We start from the raw sequence: 15,371 nt of genomic DNA, 5'->3' as shown, positions 1-15,371 counted from the left end.
ATCATTTCCTTCTGCCCCATCTCGCCGAGAAGCGGCGGCTTTACGCGGAGATCCCGGAAAAGATTTTTGTCGAGGAGGAAGAGACTCGCGATGCACAGCAAGAAGTGTTCGACCTTCTCGCCGGCTATCTTCCGGCAAAACATCCCGAGACCCACCGAGGTGCCGGCTCGGATGTCGAGGTCGTGGGCCTCGAAAGCGCGAGCAACGCGCTGCCGCCCGAATTGAACAAGGCGCCGCTCGCCCACGCGTCCCTGCTGGTGCAGGAAGACCTGATTATCATGCGCCGCGGCGATAACGGCTGGCGGCTCGCCGCCGGCTCGCTCTGCTTTCCGTCATCCTGGTCGCTCCAGGAGAAATTCGGCAAGCCGCTGCAACAGATCCACGCGCCCGTGCCCGGCTTCGGCCCCGGCACGCGGCCTGCCGACCTCATCAACCGCATGTTCGACGGCCTGCAGGGCCAAGCGGTCGAGCGCTTCAACTGGTCGATCCAGGCGGGCGACGCGCTCTATCATCCGCTTTCCAACGGGGAGCGCATCGACCGTGCCACGAACCGTCCGACGCGTTTTTCGGATGGTGACATCAACGCCCATGCCTTCATTCGCGTCGAGCGTCAGACCTTGCGCAAGCTGCCGGTGTCGCGCGACATCCTTTTCACCATTCGCATCCATCTCGACCCGCTGGCGGTGCTTGCCCGTCACCCCGACAAGGTCGCGCTTGCGGCCTCCTTCGCCGACCAGCTGAATGCTCTCGATCAGGCGCAGCTCGACTACAAGGGTTTGAGCGCGGACCGCGACCGGCTGGTTTCGTACCTCGCCGGCATGGCCATGGTGGCTTAACCAAACCGCCAGGCCGGTTTGGCCGTCGGTTGGCGGTTTTCGCTGGTTTGTGGCAATGATCTGTGATGTAGGGCTACCGGCGAAAAATGCCGGACTTTCCCATGTTTGAAGGAGTATACGAAAAAATGGCGAATGAGAACTGGCCCGTTTACGGTGAAATCACCGGCCCTGTCGTGATGATCGGCTTCGGCTCGATCGGGCGGGGAACGCTGCCGCTGATCGAACGCCATTTCAAGTTCGACAAGTCGCGCATGGTGGTCATCGACCCGCGCGACAGCGACCGCATGCTGCTCGACGAGCGCGGCATCGCCTTCGTTCAGGACGCGGTGACCAGGAAGAACTACAAGAAGCTTCTGACCCCGCTTCTCACCAATGGCAGCGGTCAGGGCATGTGCGTCAACCTGTCGGTCGACACCTCCTCGCTCGAGTTGATGAAGCTCTGCCGCAAGCTCGGCGTGCTCTATATCGATACGGTGGTCGAGCCGTGGCTCGGCTTCTATTTCGACGACAAGGCCGACAATGCCTCGCGCACCAATTACGCGCTGCGCGAGAGCGTGCGCCAGGAGAAGGAGAAGGCTCCCGGCGGCACTACGGCGATCTCCTGCTGCGGCGCCAATCCTGGCATGGTCTCCTGGTTCGTCAAGCAGGCACTGGTCAACCTCGCCAACGATCTCGGGCTCGAGTTTGTGGTCCCGCCGGAGCACGACCGCGAGGGCTGGGCGAAGCTGATGAAGAAGGCCGGAGTCAAGGGCATCCACATCGCCGAGCGCGATACCCAGCGCACCAAGAAGCCGAAGCCGATGGACGTATTCTGGAACACCTGGTCGGTCGAGGGCTTCATCTCGGAAGGCCTGCAGCCGGCCGAGCTCGGCTGGGGCACGCATGAGACCTGGACGCCGAAGAACGGCAAGAAGCACAAGCACGGCTCGCAAGCGGCGATCTATCTGGAGCAGGCGGGCGCCAACACGCGCGTGCGCTCCTGGTGCCCGACGCCCGGCCCGCAATATGGCTTCCTGGTGACCCACAACGAGGCGATCTCGATCGCCGACTTCTTCACCGTGCGCGGCAAGAAGGGCAAGGTTCAGTATCGCCCGACCTGCCATTATGCCTATCACCCCTGCAACGATGCCGTGCTGTCGCTGCACGAGATGTTCGGCGCCGCCGGCAAGGCGCAACCGGTGCATCACGTGCTCGACGAGAACGAGCTGGTCGACGGCGTCGACGAGCTCGGCGTGCTGCTCTACGGCCATGCCAAGAACGCCTATTGGTACGGCTCACAGCTGTCGCTGGCCGAGGCGCGCAAGCTGGCGCCTTACCAGAACGCCACCGGCCTGCAGGTCACCTCGGCGGTGCTCGCCGGCATGGTCTGGGCGTTGGAAAATCCGATGGCCGGCATCGTGGAGGCCGACGAGATGGACTACCGGCGCTGCCTGGAAGTGCAGCTTCCCTATCTCGGGCCAGTCAGGGGCTACTACACCGACTGGACGCCGCTTGATAATCGCCCGGGGCTTTTCCCCGAGGATCTGGACAAGGACGATCCGTGGCAGTTCCGCAACATCCTGGTGCGATAGCAGCCAAGCCTACCCGCGTCTCCACCTTGCAATCGCCCGAAAATCGGGCGATTGAAGACGGGCGGCCTAGAGAAACGGGCGTTCCTTCGGACGCACAAAGTACTCTAGCACTTTGAATGCACGCATCGTGCTTTTCCGAAGATCGGAGATCGGTTTTCGGGCCGACGCGAGAGGAGAGGATTCTAAATGACCATTGCGCGCAAATTGCTTTCGGCAGGCGCCGCGGCAAGCCTTCTGGCCGCGGCCGCCTGCACCACCACCGGCCCTTCGGAGCCGATCGCAGCGGCGCCCAAGGGCGTCGAGGGCAACTGGATCGACGCCAAGGGCACCGGCCTCTCGACTTTCGCGGCCGGCAGCTTCACCACCGTCGCGACTGATACCGGCCAGAAGCTGTCCGAGGGCAGCTACACCATGACCGGCGCGACCTCGGTCGAGATCCACGGCACCTCGCTGATCCGCCAGACGCCGGTTAGCTTCAACTGCCTGATGGTCTCTACCAGCCAGCTCAACTGCACCAGCTCCAGTGGTCAGAATTTCGTGCTGACGCGCCGGGCCTGAGCTCAGGCAGAGATCGACTTTGTTGAGGATGGCGGCGCGAGCCGCCGTCCTTTTTTGTGCCGGCAAACCTCCTCCCGATTTCCGCTTGCATCGGCCAAAACGCGATGTGAACATGACCCGAAGCTGACTGTTACCTTCCAGCCAAGCGAGGGCTTTAAGCACTTCAAGTCAGCTCATCCGGGAGACGAGAATGAAGAAATTTGCCGCCATTGCCGCCCTTTCCGCATCAGCACTTGGCCTCTCGGCCGGACCGTCTTTTGCCGACTACACGCTGAACATCCTGCATTTCAACGATTGGCATAGCCGCATCGAAGGCAACAACAAATACGAGTCGACCTGTTCAGCGGAGGAGGAGACCAAAGGCGAGTGCATTGGCGGCGCCGGCCGGCTGGTCACGGCGATCGCGCAGGAGCGCAAGAAGCTCGAAGGTCAGAACGTGCTGCTGCTCAATGCCGGCGACAGCTTCCAGGGATCGCTGTTCTACATCACCTACAAGGGAGCAGCGGAGGAGGAATTCCTCAATCAGCTCAAGCCCGGCGCGGTGACGCTCGGCAATCATGAGTTCGACGACGGCGAAAGCGCGCTTGTGCCTTATCTCGACAAGGCGAAGTTCCCGGTGGTCAGCGCCAACGTCGTGCCCAACGACAAGTCCGGCGCCCACGGCAAGATCAAGCCGTCCATCGTGGTCGAGGTCGGCGGCCAGAAGATCGGCATCGTCGGCGCCGTCACCAACGACACGCCGGAACTGGCCTCGCCCGGCCCCAACATTGCCATCGCGGACGACGTCAAGTCGATCACCGCCGAGGTCGAGAAACTGAAGGCGCAGGGCATCAACAAGATCATCGCCGTCACCCATATCGGCTACAACCGCGAGCGCGACGTCATCGCGAAAATCCCCGGCGTCGACGTGGTGGTCGGCGGCCACAGCCACACGCTTTTGTCGAACACCGATCCGAAGGCGGCAGGCCCCTACCCGACGATGGTCGACAACCCCGACGGCTACAAGGTGCCGGTGGTGCAGGCGGCGTCCTATTCGAAATATCTCGGTGAATTCAAGGTCGTGTTCGACGACAACGGCGTCGTCAAGTCGGCCAGCGGCGACCCGATCTTTCTCGACAAGTCGATCACGCCCGATCCGGCGGTGCTCGCCCGCATCAAGGAGCTTGGCGCGCCGATCGAGGCGCTGAAGAACAAGGAAGTGGCGGAGACCACCAAGCCAATCGATGGCAGTCGTGAAAGCTGCCGCACCCGCGAATGCGAAATGGGCAATCTCGTCTCCGACGCCGTCCTCGATCGGGTCAAGGGCCAGGGCGTCGAGATCGTAATCTCGAATGGCGGCGGACTGCGCGCCTCGATCGACCAGGGCACCGTGACCATGGGCGAAGTGCTGACGGTGCTGCCTTTCCAGAACACGCTGGCGACCTTCAAGATCTCCGGCAAGGATCTGGTCGCCGGTCTCGAAAGCGGCGTCAGCCAGGTCGAGGACGGCGCCGGCCGCTTCCCGCAGGTGGCCGGCTTGAAATATGCCTTCGACAAGTCGGTCGCGCCCAATGCCGGTCGCGTCAAAGCGGTCGAGGTGATGGAGAACGGCGCCTGGGTGCCGATCAACCCGGACAAGCAGTATCTCGTCGCCACCAACAACTACGTCCGCCAGGGCGGCGACGGCTACAAGGTCTTCGCCGAAAAGGCCACGGATGCCTATGACTACGGCCCGGGCCTGGAGCAGGTGGTGGCCGACTATCTCGGCGCGCACCGCCCCTACACGCCGAAGCTCGACGGCCGCATCACCGAGATCGGCGCCACGACAGCGGCCGCGGAGCCGGCAAAACCTGCTGAGACGGCCACGACGCCGCCTGCCGCCCAACCCGCGAAGCCGGCCGAGACAGCGCCAGCGGCCACCGAGCCTGCCATGCCGGCTTTGCCGTCCAATTCCGGCGACATCGCGGGGACGCCGCCGGCCGTTCCGGCCGAGACCGCACCGGCAACGTCGGAGACAGCAAAACCTGCCGAGACTGCCCCGGCGACCGCCGCCCCTGCGACCGGATCCGCCAAGCCGGCCGAAACAGCGCCCGCCGAGGCTAAGCCGGCCGCGACCGGTCCGGAGACCAGCCATGTGATCGCCGCGGGCGACACCTATTGGGATCTGGCCAAGAAAAACTATGGCGACGGCAGCAAGTGGAAGCTGATCTCCGACGCCAACAAGGACTACAGGCCGCGCCGTCTGCCGCTCGGAGCAACGCTGACAATTCCGCCGGCCGCAAAGTAACCTTTCGCCGGAAATTCATGGCGCCCGTCCGGGAGACCGGACGGGTGTTCCGTTTTCAGACGCAAACGCGGTAAGGTGCGTCCAGACGCAGCATTCCAAAACCGGCATGGCATCGCTAGTTTTCGCACCGACAACCGGAGACCGTCGATGACGCTTGCCAATCCTGCCGATGCGAAAGCCGCCAAGACCGCCGGTCCGGCGCCGGCGGGTGCCGCGCCGGTGAAAGCGGGCAAGATCGGCATCATGCTGATCAATCTCGGCACGCCCGACGGCACCGATTTCAAGCCGATGTGGCGCTATCTCAGAGAGTTCCTCTCCGATCCGCGCGTCATCGAGCTCAACAAGGCGATCTGGTATCCGATCCTCTACGGGCTGGTTCTCACAACGCGGCCGAAAAAGTCCGGCGCCAACTACGCCAGGATCTGGAACCGGGAGAAGAACGAGTCGCCGTTGCGCACCTTCACCCGCTCGCAGGCGGAGAAGCTCGCCGTTGCGCTTGCTGACTTGCCAACCGTCGAGGTCGACTGGGCCATGCGCTACGGCAATCCCTCGACCGGCAGCGTCGTCCGCCGGCTGGTCGAGCAGGGCTGCGAGCGCATCCTCACTTTTCCGCTCTATCCGCAATATTCGGCGACGACCACGGCGACGGCGAACGACCAGCTGTTCCGGGCGCTGATGAAGATCAGGCAAGCGCCGGCGATCCGCAGTGTGCCGCCCTATTATGACGAGCCGGTCTATATCGACGCCCTCGCCCGTTCGATCGAGAAAAACCTGGCGACGCTCGATTTCGCGCCGGAGGTGGTGATCACCTCCTACCACGGCATCCCAAAACCCTATTCCGACAAGGGTGACCCTTACCAGGCGCATTGCCTCGAGACGACGAGGCTGCTCAGGGCAAGGCTCGGCTGGGACGAGAAGAAGCTCATCACCACCTTCCAGTCGCGCTTCGGCGCCCAGGAATGGCTGCAGCCCTACACCGACGTCACTATCGAGAAGCTGGCGAAGGACGGCGTCAAATCGATCGCGGTCGTCAATCCGGGTTTTTCCGTCGACTGTATCGAGACGCTGGACGAAATCGGCCGCGAGGCCGCCGAGACATTCCACCATGCCGGCGGCAAGAACTTCGCCCACATCCCTTGCCTCAACGACAGCGCCGAGGGCATGGCAGTGATCGAGGCGCTGGTGCGGCGGGAACTGTCAGGCTGGGTCTGACGTCCGATATTAGGCGGCGAAACCGGTTCGCACAGCCTTCGCTAACCAATATTCGCGATCACCTGATTGTAACGCTTCGGAAACACACTTAAGTGATTCCGCGAGGTCGCCGCCTTTTGAGGGAGAAACGAAATGGGGTTTAGCGGTTTCGATATTGCCATCATTGTTCTTGTATTCCTCGTCTTCATCCTTCTTTTCAAAGGCATCAGAACGGTGCCGCAGGGCTACAACTACACGGTGGAGCGTTTCGGCCGCTACACCAAGACGCTGACGCCCGGCCTGAACATCATCAACCCGATCTTCGAGCGTGTAGGCGCCAAGATGAACATGATGGAGCAGGTGCTCGATGTCCCGACGCAGGAGATCATCACCCGCGACAATGCAATCGTGGGCGTCGACGGCGTCGCCTTCTACCAGGTGCTGAATGCCCCGCAGGCCGCCTATCAGGTCTCCGGGCTGCAGAACGCCATCCTCAACCTCACCATGACCAACATCCGTACCGTCATGGGCTCGATGGATCTCGACGAATTGCTGTCCAACCGCGATGCGATCAACGAACGGCTGCTGCGCGTCGTCGATGAGGCCGCGCACCCGTGGGGCATCAAGATCACCCGCGTCGAGATCAAGGACATCAACCCGCCGGCCAATCTGGTGGATTCGATGAGCCGCCAGATGATCGCCGAGCGCGACAAGCGCGCCCAGATCCTGGCCGCCGAAGGCATGAAGCAGTCGCAGATCCTCGAGGCCGAAGGCCGCAGGGAAGCCGCTTTCCGCGATGCCGAGGCGCGCGAGCGTTCCGCCGAGGCGGAGGCCAAGGCGACCCAGGTGGTGTCGGAAGCCATCGCCAAGGGCGACGTGCAGGCGATCAACTACTTCATCGCGCAGAAATACACCGAGGCGCTGGCCAGGATCGGCTCGTCCAGCAACAACAAGATCGTGCTCATGCCGTTCGAAGCCTCATCGCTGATCGGTTCGCTCGGCGGCATCGGCGAGATCGCCCGCGAAGTGTTCAAGGCCGACGGCCCTTCCGGCCCGCAACGTCAGGGGGCGCGCACGCCGCTCGTGCGACCGTCGGACAACTGAGTCACGCCATCTGGGTGGGAGAACGTCAATGATCGATCGCATCGTCTCGGAACTCGGGCCGTGGAACTGGATGGTCCTCGGCTTCGTGCTGCTGGTGATGGAAATCGTGGCGCCCGGCGTGTTCATGCTGTGGATCGGCATCGCCGCGCTGATCATCGGCGCGGTATCGCTGCTGATTTGGGACGCTGCCTTCTGGACCTGGCAGCTCCAGGTGCTCGCCTTCCTCGTGCTCTCTCTGGTCTCAGCCTTCGTCGGCAAGAAGCTGGTGGGCGATCGTGCCGTCAATGCGGACCAGCCGCTGCTCAACCGCCGCGGCGCTCAGATGGTCGGCCGCACGGCGACATTGGCCGAGCCCATCAAGAATGGCCGCGGCCGCATCCGCCTCGGCGACACGCTGTGGCGTGTCTCCGGCCCGGACCTGCCCGTCGGCACCCAGGTGCGTGTGACCGGCGCCGCCGACACCGATCTGGAGCTGACGGTGGAGGCCGTCTGAGTTTGCGGGTTTCCTATTCTGAAGCCGTTTGGGAATCAGGCCTGCGTGTCCTGAGTCTCGCCCATCTCAGGCGGCGCCGATGCGCAGCAGATCGTGCAGATGCACCAGCCCCACGGGGCGATCGGCCTCGACCACCATCAGGCTGGTGATGGCCGACGTATTGATCGTCTGCAGCGCCGTCGCCACCAGCGTGTCGGGGGCAGCCGTCTTCGGCTTCTTTGTCATCACCTCATCGACGTTCATCGACAGAAGATCATCGGCAATGTGGCGGCGGATGTCGCCATCGGTGATGATGCCGATCAGCGCACCGTCGGCGCCGGTGATCGCCACGCAGCCAAAACCCTTGCGCGACAGTTCGACGATCGCTTCGCGCATTCCCGTGCCCGACGGCACCAGCGGCAGCCGCTCGCCGACATGCATGATCTCGCGCAGTTGCATCAGATTGGCGCCGAGCTGACCGCCGGGATGGAAGGTGCGGAAATGGTCCGGCGTGAAGCCGCGCGCCTCGAGCAGCGCGATCGCCAGCGCGTCGCCCATGACCAGCTGCAGCAGCGCCGATGTCGTCGGCGCCAGCCCGTGGGGACAGGCCTCCGGCGCGGCCGGCAGCAACAGCACGACGTCGGCGGCGCGCGCCAGCGCCGAATTCTCGCCCGAGGTGATGGCGATCAGCGGGATCGAAAAGCGTCTGGAATAGGCGACGATGCCCATCAGTTCCTTGCTCTCGCCCGACCAAGACATGGCGATGATGGCGTCGTCCCTGGCGATCATGCCGAGATCGCCGTGATTGGCCTCGGCCGGATGGACGAAGAAGGCAGGCGTGCCGGTCGAGGCGAGCGTCGCCGCGATCTTTGAGCCGATATGCCCGCTCTTGCCGACGCCGGTGACGATGACGCGGCCCTCGATACGCGCGATGGCATCCACTGCGGCAGCGAACGGTTCGGACAAGCCGTTGCCGAGAGCGGCTGCAAGCGCGGCCATGCCGGCCTGCTCCGTCGCCACCGTTCTCAGCGCCGATTCAATCGCTGCCTGCCTGTCCGGCTGCTTTCTTTCTGAGGACCCCGCGTGCATGGCAGATGCCATTAGCGCCATGTCGCCCGCCTGTCCAACGGAATTCCCGTCTCGCGTGCGTCGCGGACAAGGGCCCTTGGCCTGTTTCAACCCTCCGTTAACCATCCGCATTTACGGTCCGGTAAGTATGGCGCGCCTGCGCCGCGCAAGCAGTGGTGATGATGTCCGGGGGCGAGCCAGATACGAAAAAGGGCCGGAAGTGCATTGCCGTTGCAGCGCTTTTGCTGACGGCAAGCATTGGCGCCTTGATGCGCACCGTGCCGGCATTTTCGCAGGAAACCGAGTTGCGCGGCGAGGTCTCCGAATCGGCAATCCTGGCCGACCAGCAACGCAAGGCGAGACAATTGCGCGCGCAGGGATCGCTGGATCAAGCGGTTCCGGCGACCCAAATGGCTGAGGACCAGACGACCGCCAACCCTTATGAACCAGCAAGTCCAGGCGCGGTGCCCGACGACGACCAGACCGGGGGCGCGGCGGGCAGCATATTCGACCAGCCGCAAGCCACCGACGACCCCTTCGCCGACAATCAGACAGTGGCCGCGCCACGCCGGCCTTCGACTGCCAGGCAGGGCTCGGCGGGTGCCAACGCGAAAAGCGATGCCAAGGCGGCCGACAAGAAAAACGCCAAGAAGAAGCCTGGCCAGACGGCCGACAGCACGGCCAAGGCCGCCACCGGCGATCCGGCCGAAACGGCGGCCACCGAGGATGACGGCGCGAACCGCCGCGCCGTCACTATCGACAGCGTCGACCGGCAGAAGCTCGATCCCGGCGCGGAGCGCACAGGATCGATCGAGGGCCAGAAAGTGAAGCTGGAGGACGATGCCTTCGCCGCCCCCGGCATCAAGGTCGGGACCTTTGTCTTCCGTCCGACACTCGAGCAAGGCCTCACCGCGACTTCCAATGCCGATGCCAGCGCCGGCGGCAGGTCGGCTGTGCTGTCCGAAACCGCGCTGCGTTTCTCCGCCACCTCCGACTGGCGCGAGAATTCGGCCGTCGTCGACGGCTACGGCCTTTTTCGCAACACGCTTTCGGGCCAGAAGATCAACGATGCGCAGGGCCGGATCGAAGGCCAGCTCACTGTCGACCTCGACAATGAACTGCGCGCCATCGCCAAGCTCGGGTATGAAGCGGTGCCGGAATCGGCGTCCTCGCCGGATGCGATTGCCGGCGTCACCTCACAGCCGCTGCGGCAGACGGTCGACGGCAGCCTCGGCATCGAGAAGGATGTCGGCAAGATGCGCTACGCGCTGACCGGCGCGGTCTCGCATGACTTCTACGGCGACGCCAAGCTCTCGGACGGCACCGTCTTGTCGCTGAAGGATCGCGACTCGACACTCTACTCTGCGACCTTGCGTACCGGCTATCAGGTCTCACCGGCCATGACGCCATTCGTTGAAGTGGAAGCCGGCCGGCGGATCTACGATCTGCGCCTCGACAGCAACGGTTTCGAGCGCTCCTCGACGCGGCTCAGCGCGCGCGCCGGCGTCGAGCTCGACATGCGCGAGAAGCTCTCCGGCGAGTTCTCCGTCGGATGGCTGCGCGAAGGCATCGACGACGACCGTCTGCCGGCGATTGCGGGGCCCTACGTCAACGCCGACCTCAGATGGTCGCCCGAGCGCGGCACCATCATCGGGCTGACCGGAAGAACCACGGTCGAGACCACGACCATCGCTAACGAGAGCGGCGACCTCCTCTATTCGGGCCGGCTCACCGGCGAGCGGCAGGTCCGCGCCAACCTGACGGCGAATACAGCGCTGGGGCTCGATTGGCGCGACTACATCGGCTCCGATGGCCACGATCTGGTCCTGAGCGCCGAGGCCGGCCTGACCTGGTGGCTGAACCGCTATGCCGGCCTCACCACAAGAATCAGGACGGAGAAGCTCACCAGCAACCTTCCCGGTCGCGACTATGTCGCCAACAGCGTCTATCTCGGTCTGAAGGTGCAGCGCTGACACTTCGTGATCCTCGCGCCAGCGATGCGGACGCGGAGATCCGAAGGATCCGCTCCGCTTAGCCAGCACCTAGGAAGCGGCGCCGATCCGCTCCGCCGGCCGCACCTCATCCAGCAGCGTGCGGATGACCCCGGCCATGCTCGCATTCATGTCGCTGCGCCAGAGCGCGAAGGCGACATTGGCCTCGACGAAGCCTTCCGGCGAGCCGCAGTCGAAGGTGCGCCCCTTATAGTGATAGCCGTAGAAGGCCTGCTGCTTCTCCAGCTTCAGCATCGCATCCGTCAGCTGGATCTCGTTGCCGGCGCCGCGCTCCTGGCTTTCGAGGATGCCGAAAATCTCCGGTTGCAGGATGTAGCGCCCGTTGATGAAGAGATTGGAGGGCGCCGTGCCAGCCTTCGGCTTCTCCACCATGCCGGTGATGCGAAAACCGTGATGGGTGTCCTCGCCACGGCCGACGATGCCGTATTTATGGGCCTCGGCCGGGTCGCATTCCTGTACGGCGATGATGTTGTTCCCGGTCTCGGCATAGAGTTCGACCATATCCTTCATGCAGCTTTTTTCCGACTGCATGATCATGTCGGGCAAAAGCAGCGCGAACGGTTCGTCACCGACCAGCTCACGCGCGCACCAGACGGCATGGCCAAGCCCCATCGGCACCTGCTGGCGGGTGAAGCTGGTCTGGCCCGGCGCTGGCTGCAGCCGCTGCAGGCGGGCGAGCTGGTCGTCCTTGCCGCGCTGGGCGAGCGTATCATAGAGCTCGAACTGGACGTCGAAGTGATCCTCGATGACCGCCTTGTTGCGCCCGGTCACGAAAATGAAATGCTCGATGCCGGCGTCGCGCGCCTCGTCGACCACATATTGAATGACCGGCCGGTCGACGACCGTTAGCATCTCCTTCGGGATGGCCTTGGTGGCCGGAAGAAACCGTGTGCCGAGACCGGCGACCGGGAAAACTGCCTTGCGAACTCGCTTCATGCTCCACCCATCCGTTTAAGCCCATTATCCGCGCGGCCATCCGCTCCGCAATCCCCCCGAACATTTTCGCGCCGGAATGTTGAATTATCCGAGCGGATGGCTTGAAAATCGAAAGTTAAAGCACCGACCTCTCTTTTCGTTCCTAATGGCACCTATGGTAAACTAAATACTAACCGGCTTCGGCGTTGAATGATCCTTCCTAATTTTGATGAAGGAGGAAAAGGATGTCCGTTCGCAACAGCGCAAGGCGCCTGGCGGCATTTTTGACGGCCGCGGGCCTCACGCTTGCCTTGCTGATGCCCGCCGGACCCGCTTTCGCCGATGCGGGTTTCCGCCAGTGGGTCGCGGGCTTTCGTGCCACCGCGGTTTCGGGCGGCGTTTCCGGCGCAGTCTACGACAGGGCCATGAGGGGCATCGAGCCCGACCCGGTCGTGCTGGAAAAGGCCCGCACCCAGCCGGAATTCACCGCCCCCGCCTGGGATTATTTCGACAACCGGGTGCATGACCAGTCGGTGACCAATGGTCAGGCAATGGCGCGCAAATGGAAGCCATGGCTGGATCGGATCGAGGCACGGTTCGGTGTCGATCGCCATATCCTTCTCGCCATCTGGTCGATGGAATCGAACTATGGCGAGATCCTCAAGCGCGACGACATCATGCGCAATGTCATCCGTTCGCTGGCGACCCTTGCCTATGGCGACCCGAAGCGCTCGAAATATGCCCGAACCCAGCTGATCGCGGCGCTGAAGATCCTGCAGACCGGCGACATCGACGAAAGCCATCTCATGGGTTCCTGGGCGGGCGCGATGGGTCAGACCCAGTTCATCCCGACCAGCTATCAGCACTACGCGGTGGACATGGACGGCAATGGCCGGCGCGACATCTGGAATTCGATACCCGACGCGTTGGCGACTGCCGCCAATCTGCTCAGGAAGAACGGCTGGCAGGCCGGCAAGACCTGGGGCTATGAAGTGACCTTGCCGCCGGGCAAGCTGCCGGCCGGATCGAAGACGCTGGCGCAGTGGCAGGCGCTCGGGGTCGCCAGGGCCAACGGCAAGCCGTTCAGGAACCTGAGCGACAAGGCGACGCTCAAGGTGCCGGACGGCAGGGGCGGACCGGCCTTCCTGATGATCAGGAATTTCTCGGTCATCAAGGCTTACAACAATGCCGACAAATATGCTTTGGCCGTCGGCCTGCTCGCCGACGAAATCGCCGGTGGCACCGGGCTTGTGCAGGACTGGCAGCGGCCGTTCACCAAGCTCAGCTTCGAGCAACGGCAGGAACTGCAGAAGCGGCTTTCCGAGCACGGTTATTATGACGGCAAGTTCGACGGGAAGATCGGCGAGGGGTCGAAGGCCGCCATCATGGCCTACCAGGCGAAGGTAGGCTTGAGCCAGGATGGCTATCCGAGCCTGGAAGTGCTGAAATGGCTCCGGAAGCAATAGAGCCGCCGATGGCGTCAAGCATCCTTTCAAAAGCGGAAAGGATGCTGTAGCGCTGCGGCCTGCGCATGACTTGCCGGCTTTTTGCGTTGTCATGCGCCAAGGATGGAGACTTTCATTGGTTACGGTCGCGCGTGTCTGGCTGATCGTTCGCCGCCTGCCGATTCTCGTCCTGGCCATCGCCGTGCTTGCCGTCGCCGGCTCGAGCGCCTTTCATACCCCGGCTTTCGCGCAGGAAGACGGAAACCGCGGCTGGTCGCTGCGCGATCTTCTTTTCCCGCGCCGCGGCGAGCGCATTGAACCTCCTGCCAATGTCCAGCCGGTGAGGCCGAAGCCGAAGGCCAGAAAACCCAAGCCGCGCCCGCCGGCCGAGCCGGAGGCGCCGGTCGTCGAAAAGGCGCCGGATGCGCGCGTCGTGCTGGTGGTCGGCGATTTTCTGGCGGGCGGGCTCGCCGAGGGTCTGGACGTCGCCTTCGCCGACAATCCGGCGGTCAGGATCGTTTCGCGCAGCAACGGCTCGTCGGGCTTCGTGCGTGACGATTTCTACAATTGGCCGGTCGAGATCAAGTCTCTGATCGAGACGGAGAAGCCGTCCGTCGTGGTGGTCATGCTTGGCTCCAACGACCGCCAGCAGATGCGCGTCGGCGACGTCCGCGAGCAGCCGCGCTCCGAGAACTGGACCAAGGAATACGAGCACCGCACCGATGCGCTGGGCAAGGCCATTCAGGATGCAAAGGTGCCGTTCCTGTGGGTCGGCATGCCGGCGTTCGGGGCGGCAAAAATGACCTCGGACATGCTCGCCTTCAACGACATCTATCATTCAGCCGCACAGACCCATGGCGGCGAGTTCGTCGATGTCTGGGACGGCTTCGTCGACGAGAACGGCGCCTTCGTCACCTCCGGTCCGGACATCAACGGCCAGCCGGTGCGCCTGCGCTCCGACGACGGCATCAATGTGACCAAGGCCGGCAAGCGCAAGCTTGCCTTCTACACCGAAAAGCCGCTGGCCAAGATCCTCGGGCTGGCGGCACCCGGAAGCGTCACCACGGTTTCCGCGCCGGCGGGCGCTCCGGTCGAGGTGTCGAAGCCTGCCGCGGCCCCTGTCATCGTCGACCGCACCGCGCCGATGCTGCTCAGCGACCCCGCGCTCGACGGCGGGACCGAGCTGCTGGGTGCCGCACCGCCAGCCAAGGCCGATCCGAATCTTCCAGGCGAAAAGCTGACCGTCGAGGGCAAGGCGCCCGTCGCCTCGCCCGGCCGAGCCGACGATTTTCCTGGCCGCCGAAGACGCCAACCGCTTCATCGGAGACCTCGACAGCGGTGCGTCGGTAGGGCCGCAACGGAAGAGCCCATCGTGGCTGCAGGTAGCCTCAGCGGGGGAGTACGCTAGACCCCATCAGCGCCTCGTCGATCGCCCGCGCTGCCTGGCGGCCTTCGCGGATCGCCCACACCACCAGCGACTGGCCGCGACGGACGTCGCCCGCGGCATAGAGCCTGTCTATGCTGGTTCTGTAGTCGCGGTCGTCGGCCTCGACGTTCCGCGAGCGGCGGCTGTCGGTGACCATTTTTATCTCGCCGTCCAGCTCCTTCATGACCCCATCATTCGCCGGACCGGCAAAGCCGATGGCGATGAAGGCGAGATCGGCGCGGATGACGAACTCGGTGCCGGCGATCGGCTTGCGCTTCTCATCGACCTCGCAGCAGCGGACGCCAGTCAGCTGTCCGTCCTCGCCGATGAATTCGAGGGTCGCCACCTGGAATTCGCGCTCCGCGCCCTCGGCTTGCGAGGAAGACGTGCGCATCTTCGTCGCCCAGTAAGGCCAAACGGCGAGCTTGTCTTCCTTCTCCGGCGGCTGCGGACGGATGTCGAGCTGCGTCACGCGCACCGCGCCCTGCCGGAAGGCGGTGCCGATGC

The 15,371-nt window shown here is 63.8% G+C and carries 11 protein-coding genes and 2 pseudogenes; 10 read left to right on the top strand and 3 right to left on the bottom strand.

All coding sequences use genetic code 11. The features are described from left to right. The 7 genes from EOA79_RS20715 to EOA79_RS20685 form a co-directional block, all read left to right on the top strand. A partial coding sequence (locus EOA79_RS20715; protein ID WP_164893903.1) for a DUF3445 domain-containing protein occupies positions 1 to 836 on the top strand: 836 nt, incomplete at its 5' end. A gap of 125 nt (positions 837 to 961) precedes the next feature. Beyond that, a complete protein-coding gene (locus EOA79_RS20710; protein WP_095823421.1) occupies positions 962 to 2,407 on the top strand; it encodes a homospermidine synthase in 1,446 nt (481 codons plus the stop codon). A gap of 186 nt (positions 2,408 to 2,593) precedes the next feature. Beyond that, entirely contained in the window at positions 2,594 to 2,965 is a 372-nt protein-coding gene (locus EOA79_RS20705) for a hypothetical protein (protein ID WP_067002507.1), read from the top strand. Positions 2,966 to 3,155: 190 nt separating this feature from the next. Then, complete coding sequence (locus tag EOA79_RS20700) at positions 3,156 to 5,231, top strand: 5'-nucleotidase C-terminal domain-containing protein (RefSeq protein WP_095823422.1); 2,076 nt, start codon at positions 3,156 to 3,158, stop codon at positions 5,229 to 5,231. 147 nt (positions 5,232 to 5,378) lie between these two features. Then, entirely contained in the window at positions 5,379 to 6,443 is a 1,065-nt protein-coding gene (hemH, locus tag EOA79_RS20695; protein ID WP_095823423.1) for a ferrochelatase, read from the top strand. Between the two features lie 132 nt (positions 6,444 to 6,575). Beyond that, entirely contained in the window at positions 6,576 to 7,526 is a 951-nt protein-coding gene (locus tag EOA79_RS20690; RefSeq protein ID WP_095823424.1) for an SPFH domain-containing protein, read from the top strand. 28 nt (positions 7,527 to 7,554) lie between these two features. Continuing rightward, on the top strand, positions 7,555 to 8,019 hold the full coding sequence (locus EOA79_RS20685) for an NfeD family protein (RefSeq protein ID WP_067325928.1): 465 nt from the start codon (positions 7,555 to 7,557) through the stop codon (positions 8,017 to 8,019). 66 nt (positions 8,020 to 8,085) lie between these two features. On the opposite strand, the gene EOA79_RS20680 is transcribed toward EOA79_RS20685, so the two are convergent. Further along, the gene (locus EOA79_RS20680; protein WP_067327031.1) at positions 8,086 to 9,087 is read right to left on the bottom strand and encodes a KpsF/GutQ family sugar-phosphate isomerase; all 1,002 of its coding nucleotides are present in this window, start codon (positions 9,085 to 9,087) and stop codon (positions 8,086 to 8,088) included. A gap of 161 nt (positions 9,088 to 9,248) precedes the next feature. Between EOA79_RS20680 and EOA79_RS20675 the strand changes: the two genes are divergently transcribed. Continuing rightward, the gene (locus EOA79_RS20675) at positions 9,249 to 11,039 is read left to right on the top strand and encodes an outer membrane beta-barrel protein (protein ID WP_095823587.1); all 1,791 of its coding nucleotides are present in this window, start codon (positions 9,249 to 9,251) and stop codon (positions 11,037 to 11,039) included. 69 nt (positions 11,040 to 11,108) lie between these two features. On the opposite strand, the gene galU is transcribed toward EOA79_RS20675, so the two are convergent. Then, positions 11,109 to 12,014 carry a UTP--glucose-1-phosphate uridylyltransferase GalU gene (galU, locus tag EOA79_RS20670; RefSeq protein WP_095777124.1) on the bottom strand — a complete coding sequence of 302 codons (906 nt, stop codon included), beginning with the start codon at positions 12,012 to 12,014 and terminating at the stop codon, positions 11,109 to 11,111. A gap of 224 nt (positions 12,015 to 12,238) precedes the next feature. Here galU and EOA79_RS20665 point away from each other — a divergent pair, with 224 nt between their 5' ends. After that, positions 12,239 to 13,459 (top strand): lytic murein transglycosylase, encoded by a 1,221-nt coding sequence (locus EOA79_RS20665; RefSeq protein ID WP_095800476.1) that lies wholly within the window; start codon positions 12,239 to 12,241, stop codon positions 13,457 to 13,459. A gap of 115 nt (positions 13,460 to 13,574) precedes the next feature. Next, a pseudogene (locus EOA79_RS20660) lies at positions 13,575 to 14,788 on the top strand (DUF459 domain-containing protein). A 38-nt stretch (positions 14,789 to 14,826) separates the two neighbouring features. Here EOA79_RS20660 and gltD read toward each other — a convergent pair. Beyond that, positions 14,827 to 15,371, bottom strand: a pseudogene (gene gltD, locus EOA79_RS20655) (glutamate synthase); the annotation flags it as partial.

The organism is Mesorhizobium sp. M1A.F.Ca.IN.020.03.2.1 (genome assembly GCF_004023205.1).
Lineage (GTDB): Bacteria > Pseudomonadota > Alphaproteobacteria > Rhizobiales > Rhizobiaceae > Mesorhizobium.
This window is presented reverse-complemented; position numbering and strand designations above follow the sequence as displayed.

What these genes read in the sequence shown, in the direction of transcription:
- EOA79_RS20710 (WP_095823421.1), top strand. Translation starts at nt 962, where the DNA reads ATGGCGAATGAGAACTGGCCCGTTTACGGTGAAATCACCGGCCCTGTC.
- EOA79_RS20705 (WP_067002507.1), top strand. Translation starts at nt 2,594, where the DNA reads ATGACCATTGCGCGCAAATTGCTTTCGGCAGGCGCCGCGGCAAGCCTT.
- EOA79_RS20700 (WP_095823422.1), top strand. Translation starts at nt 3,156, where the DNA reads ATGAAGAAATTTGCCGCCATTGCCGCCCTTTCCGCATCAGCACTTGGC.
- hemH (WP_095823423.1), top strand. Translation starts at nt 5,379, where the DNA reads ATGACGCTTGCCAATCCTGCCGATGCGAAAGCCGCCAAGACCGCCGGT.
- EOA79_RS20690 (WP_095823424.1), top strand. Translation starts at nt 6,576, where the DNA reads ATGGGGTTTAGCGGTTTCGATATTGCCATCATTGTTCTTGTATTCCTC.
- EOA79_RS20685 (WP_067325928.1), top strand. Translation starts at nt 7,555, where the DNA reads ATGATCGATCGCATCGTCTCGGAACTCGGGCCGTGGAACTGGATGGTC.
- EOA79_RS20680 (WP_067327031.1), bottom strand. Translation starts at nt 9,087, where the DNA reads ATGCACGCGGGGTCCTCAGAAAGAAAGCAGCCGGACAGGCAGGCAGCG.
- EOA79_RS20675 (WP_095823587.1), top strand. Translation starts at nt 9,249, where the DNA reads ATGTCCGGGGGCGAGCCAGATACGAAAAAGGGCCGGAAGTGCATTGCC.
- galU (WP_095777124.1), bottom strand. Translation starts at nt 12,014, where the DNA reads ATGAAGCGAGTTCGCAAGGCAGTTTTCCCGGTCGCCGGTCTCGGCACA.
- EOA79_RS20665 (WP_095800476.1), top strand. Translation starts at nt 12,239, where the DNA reads ATGTCCGTTCGCAACAGCGCAAGGCGCCTGGCGGCATTTTTGACGGCC.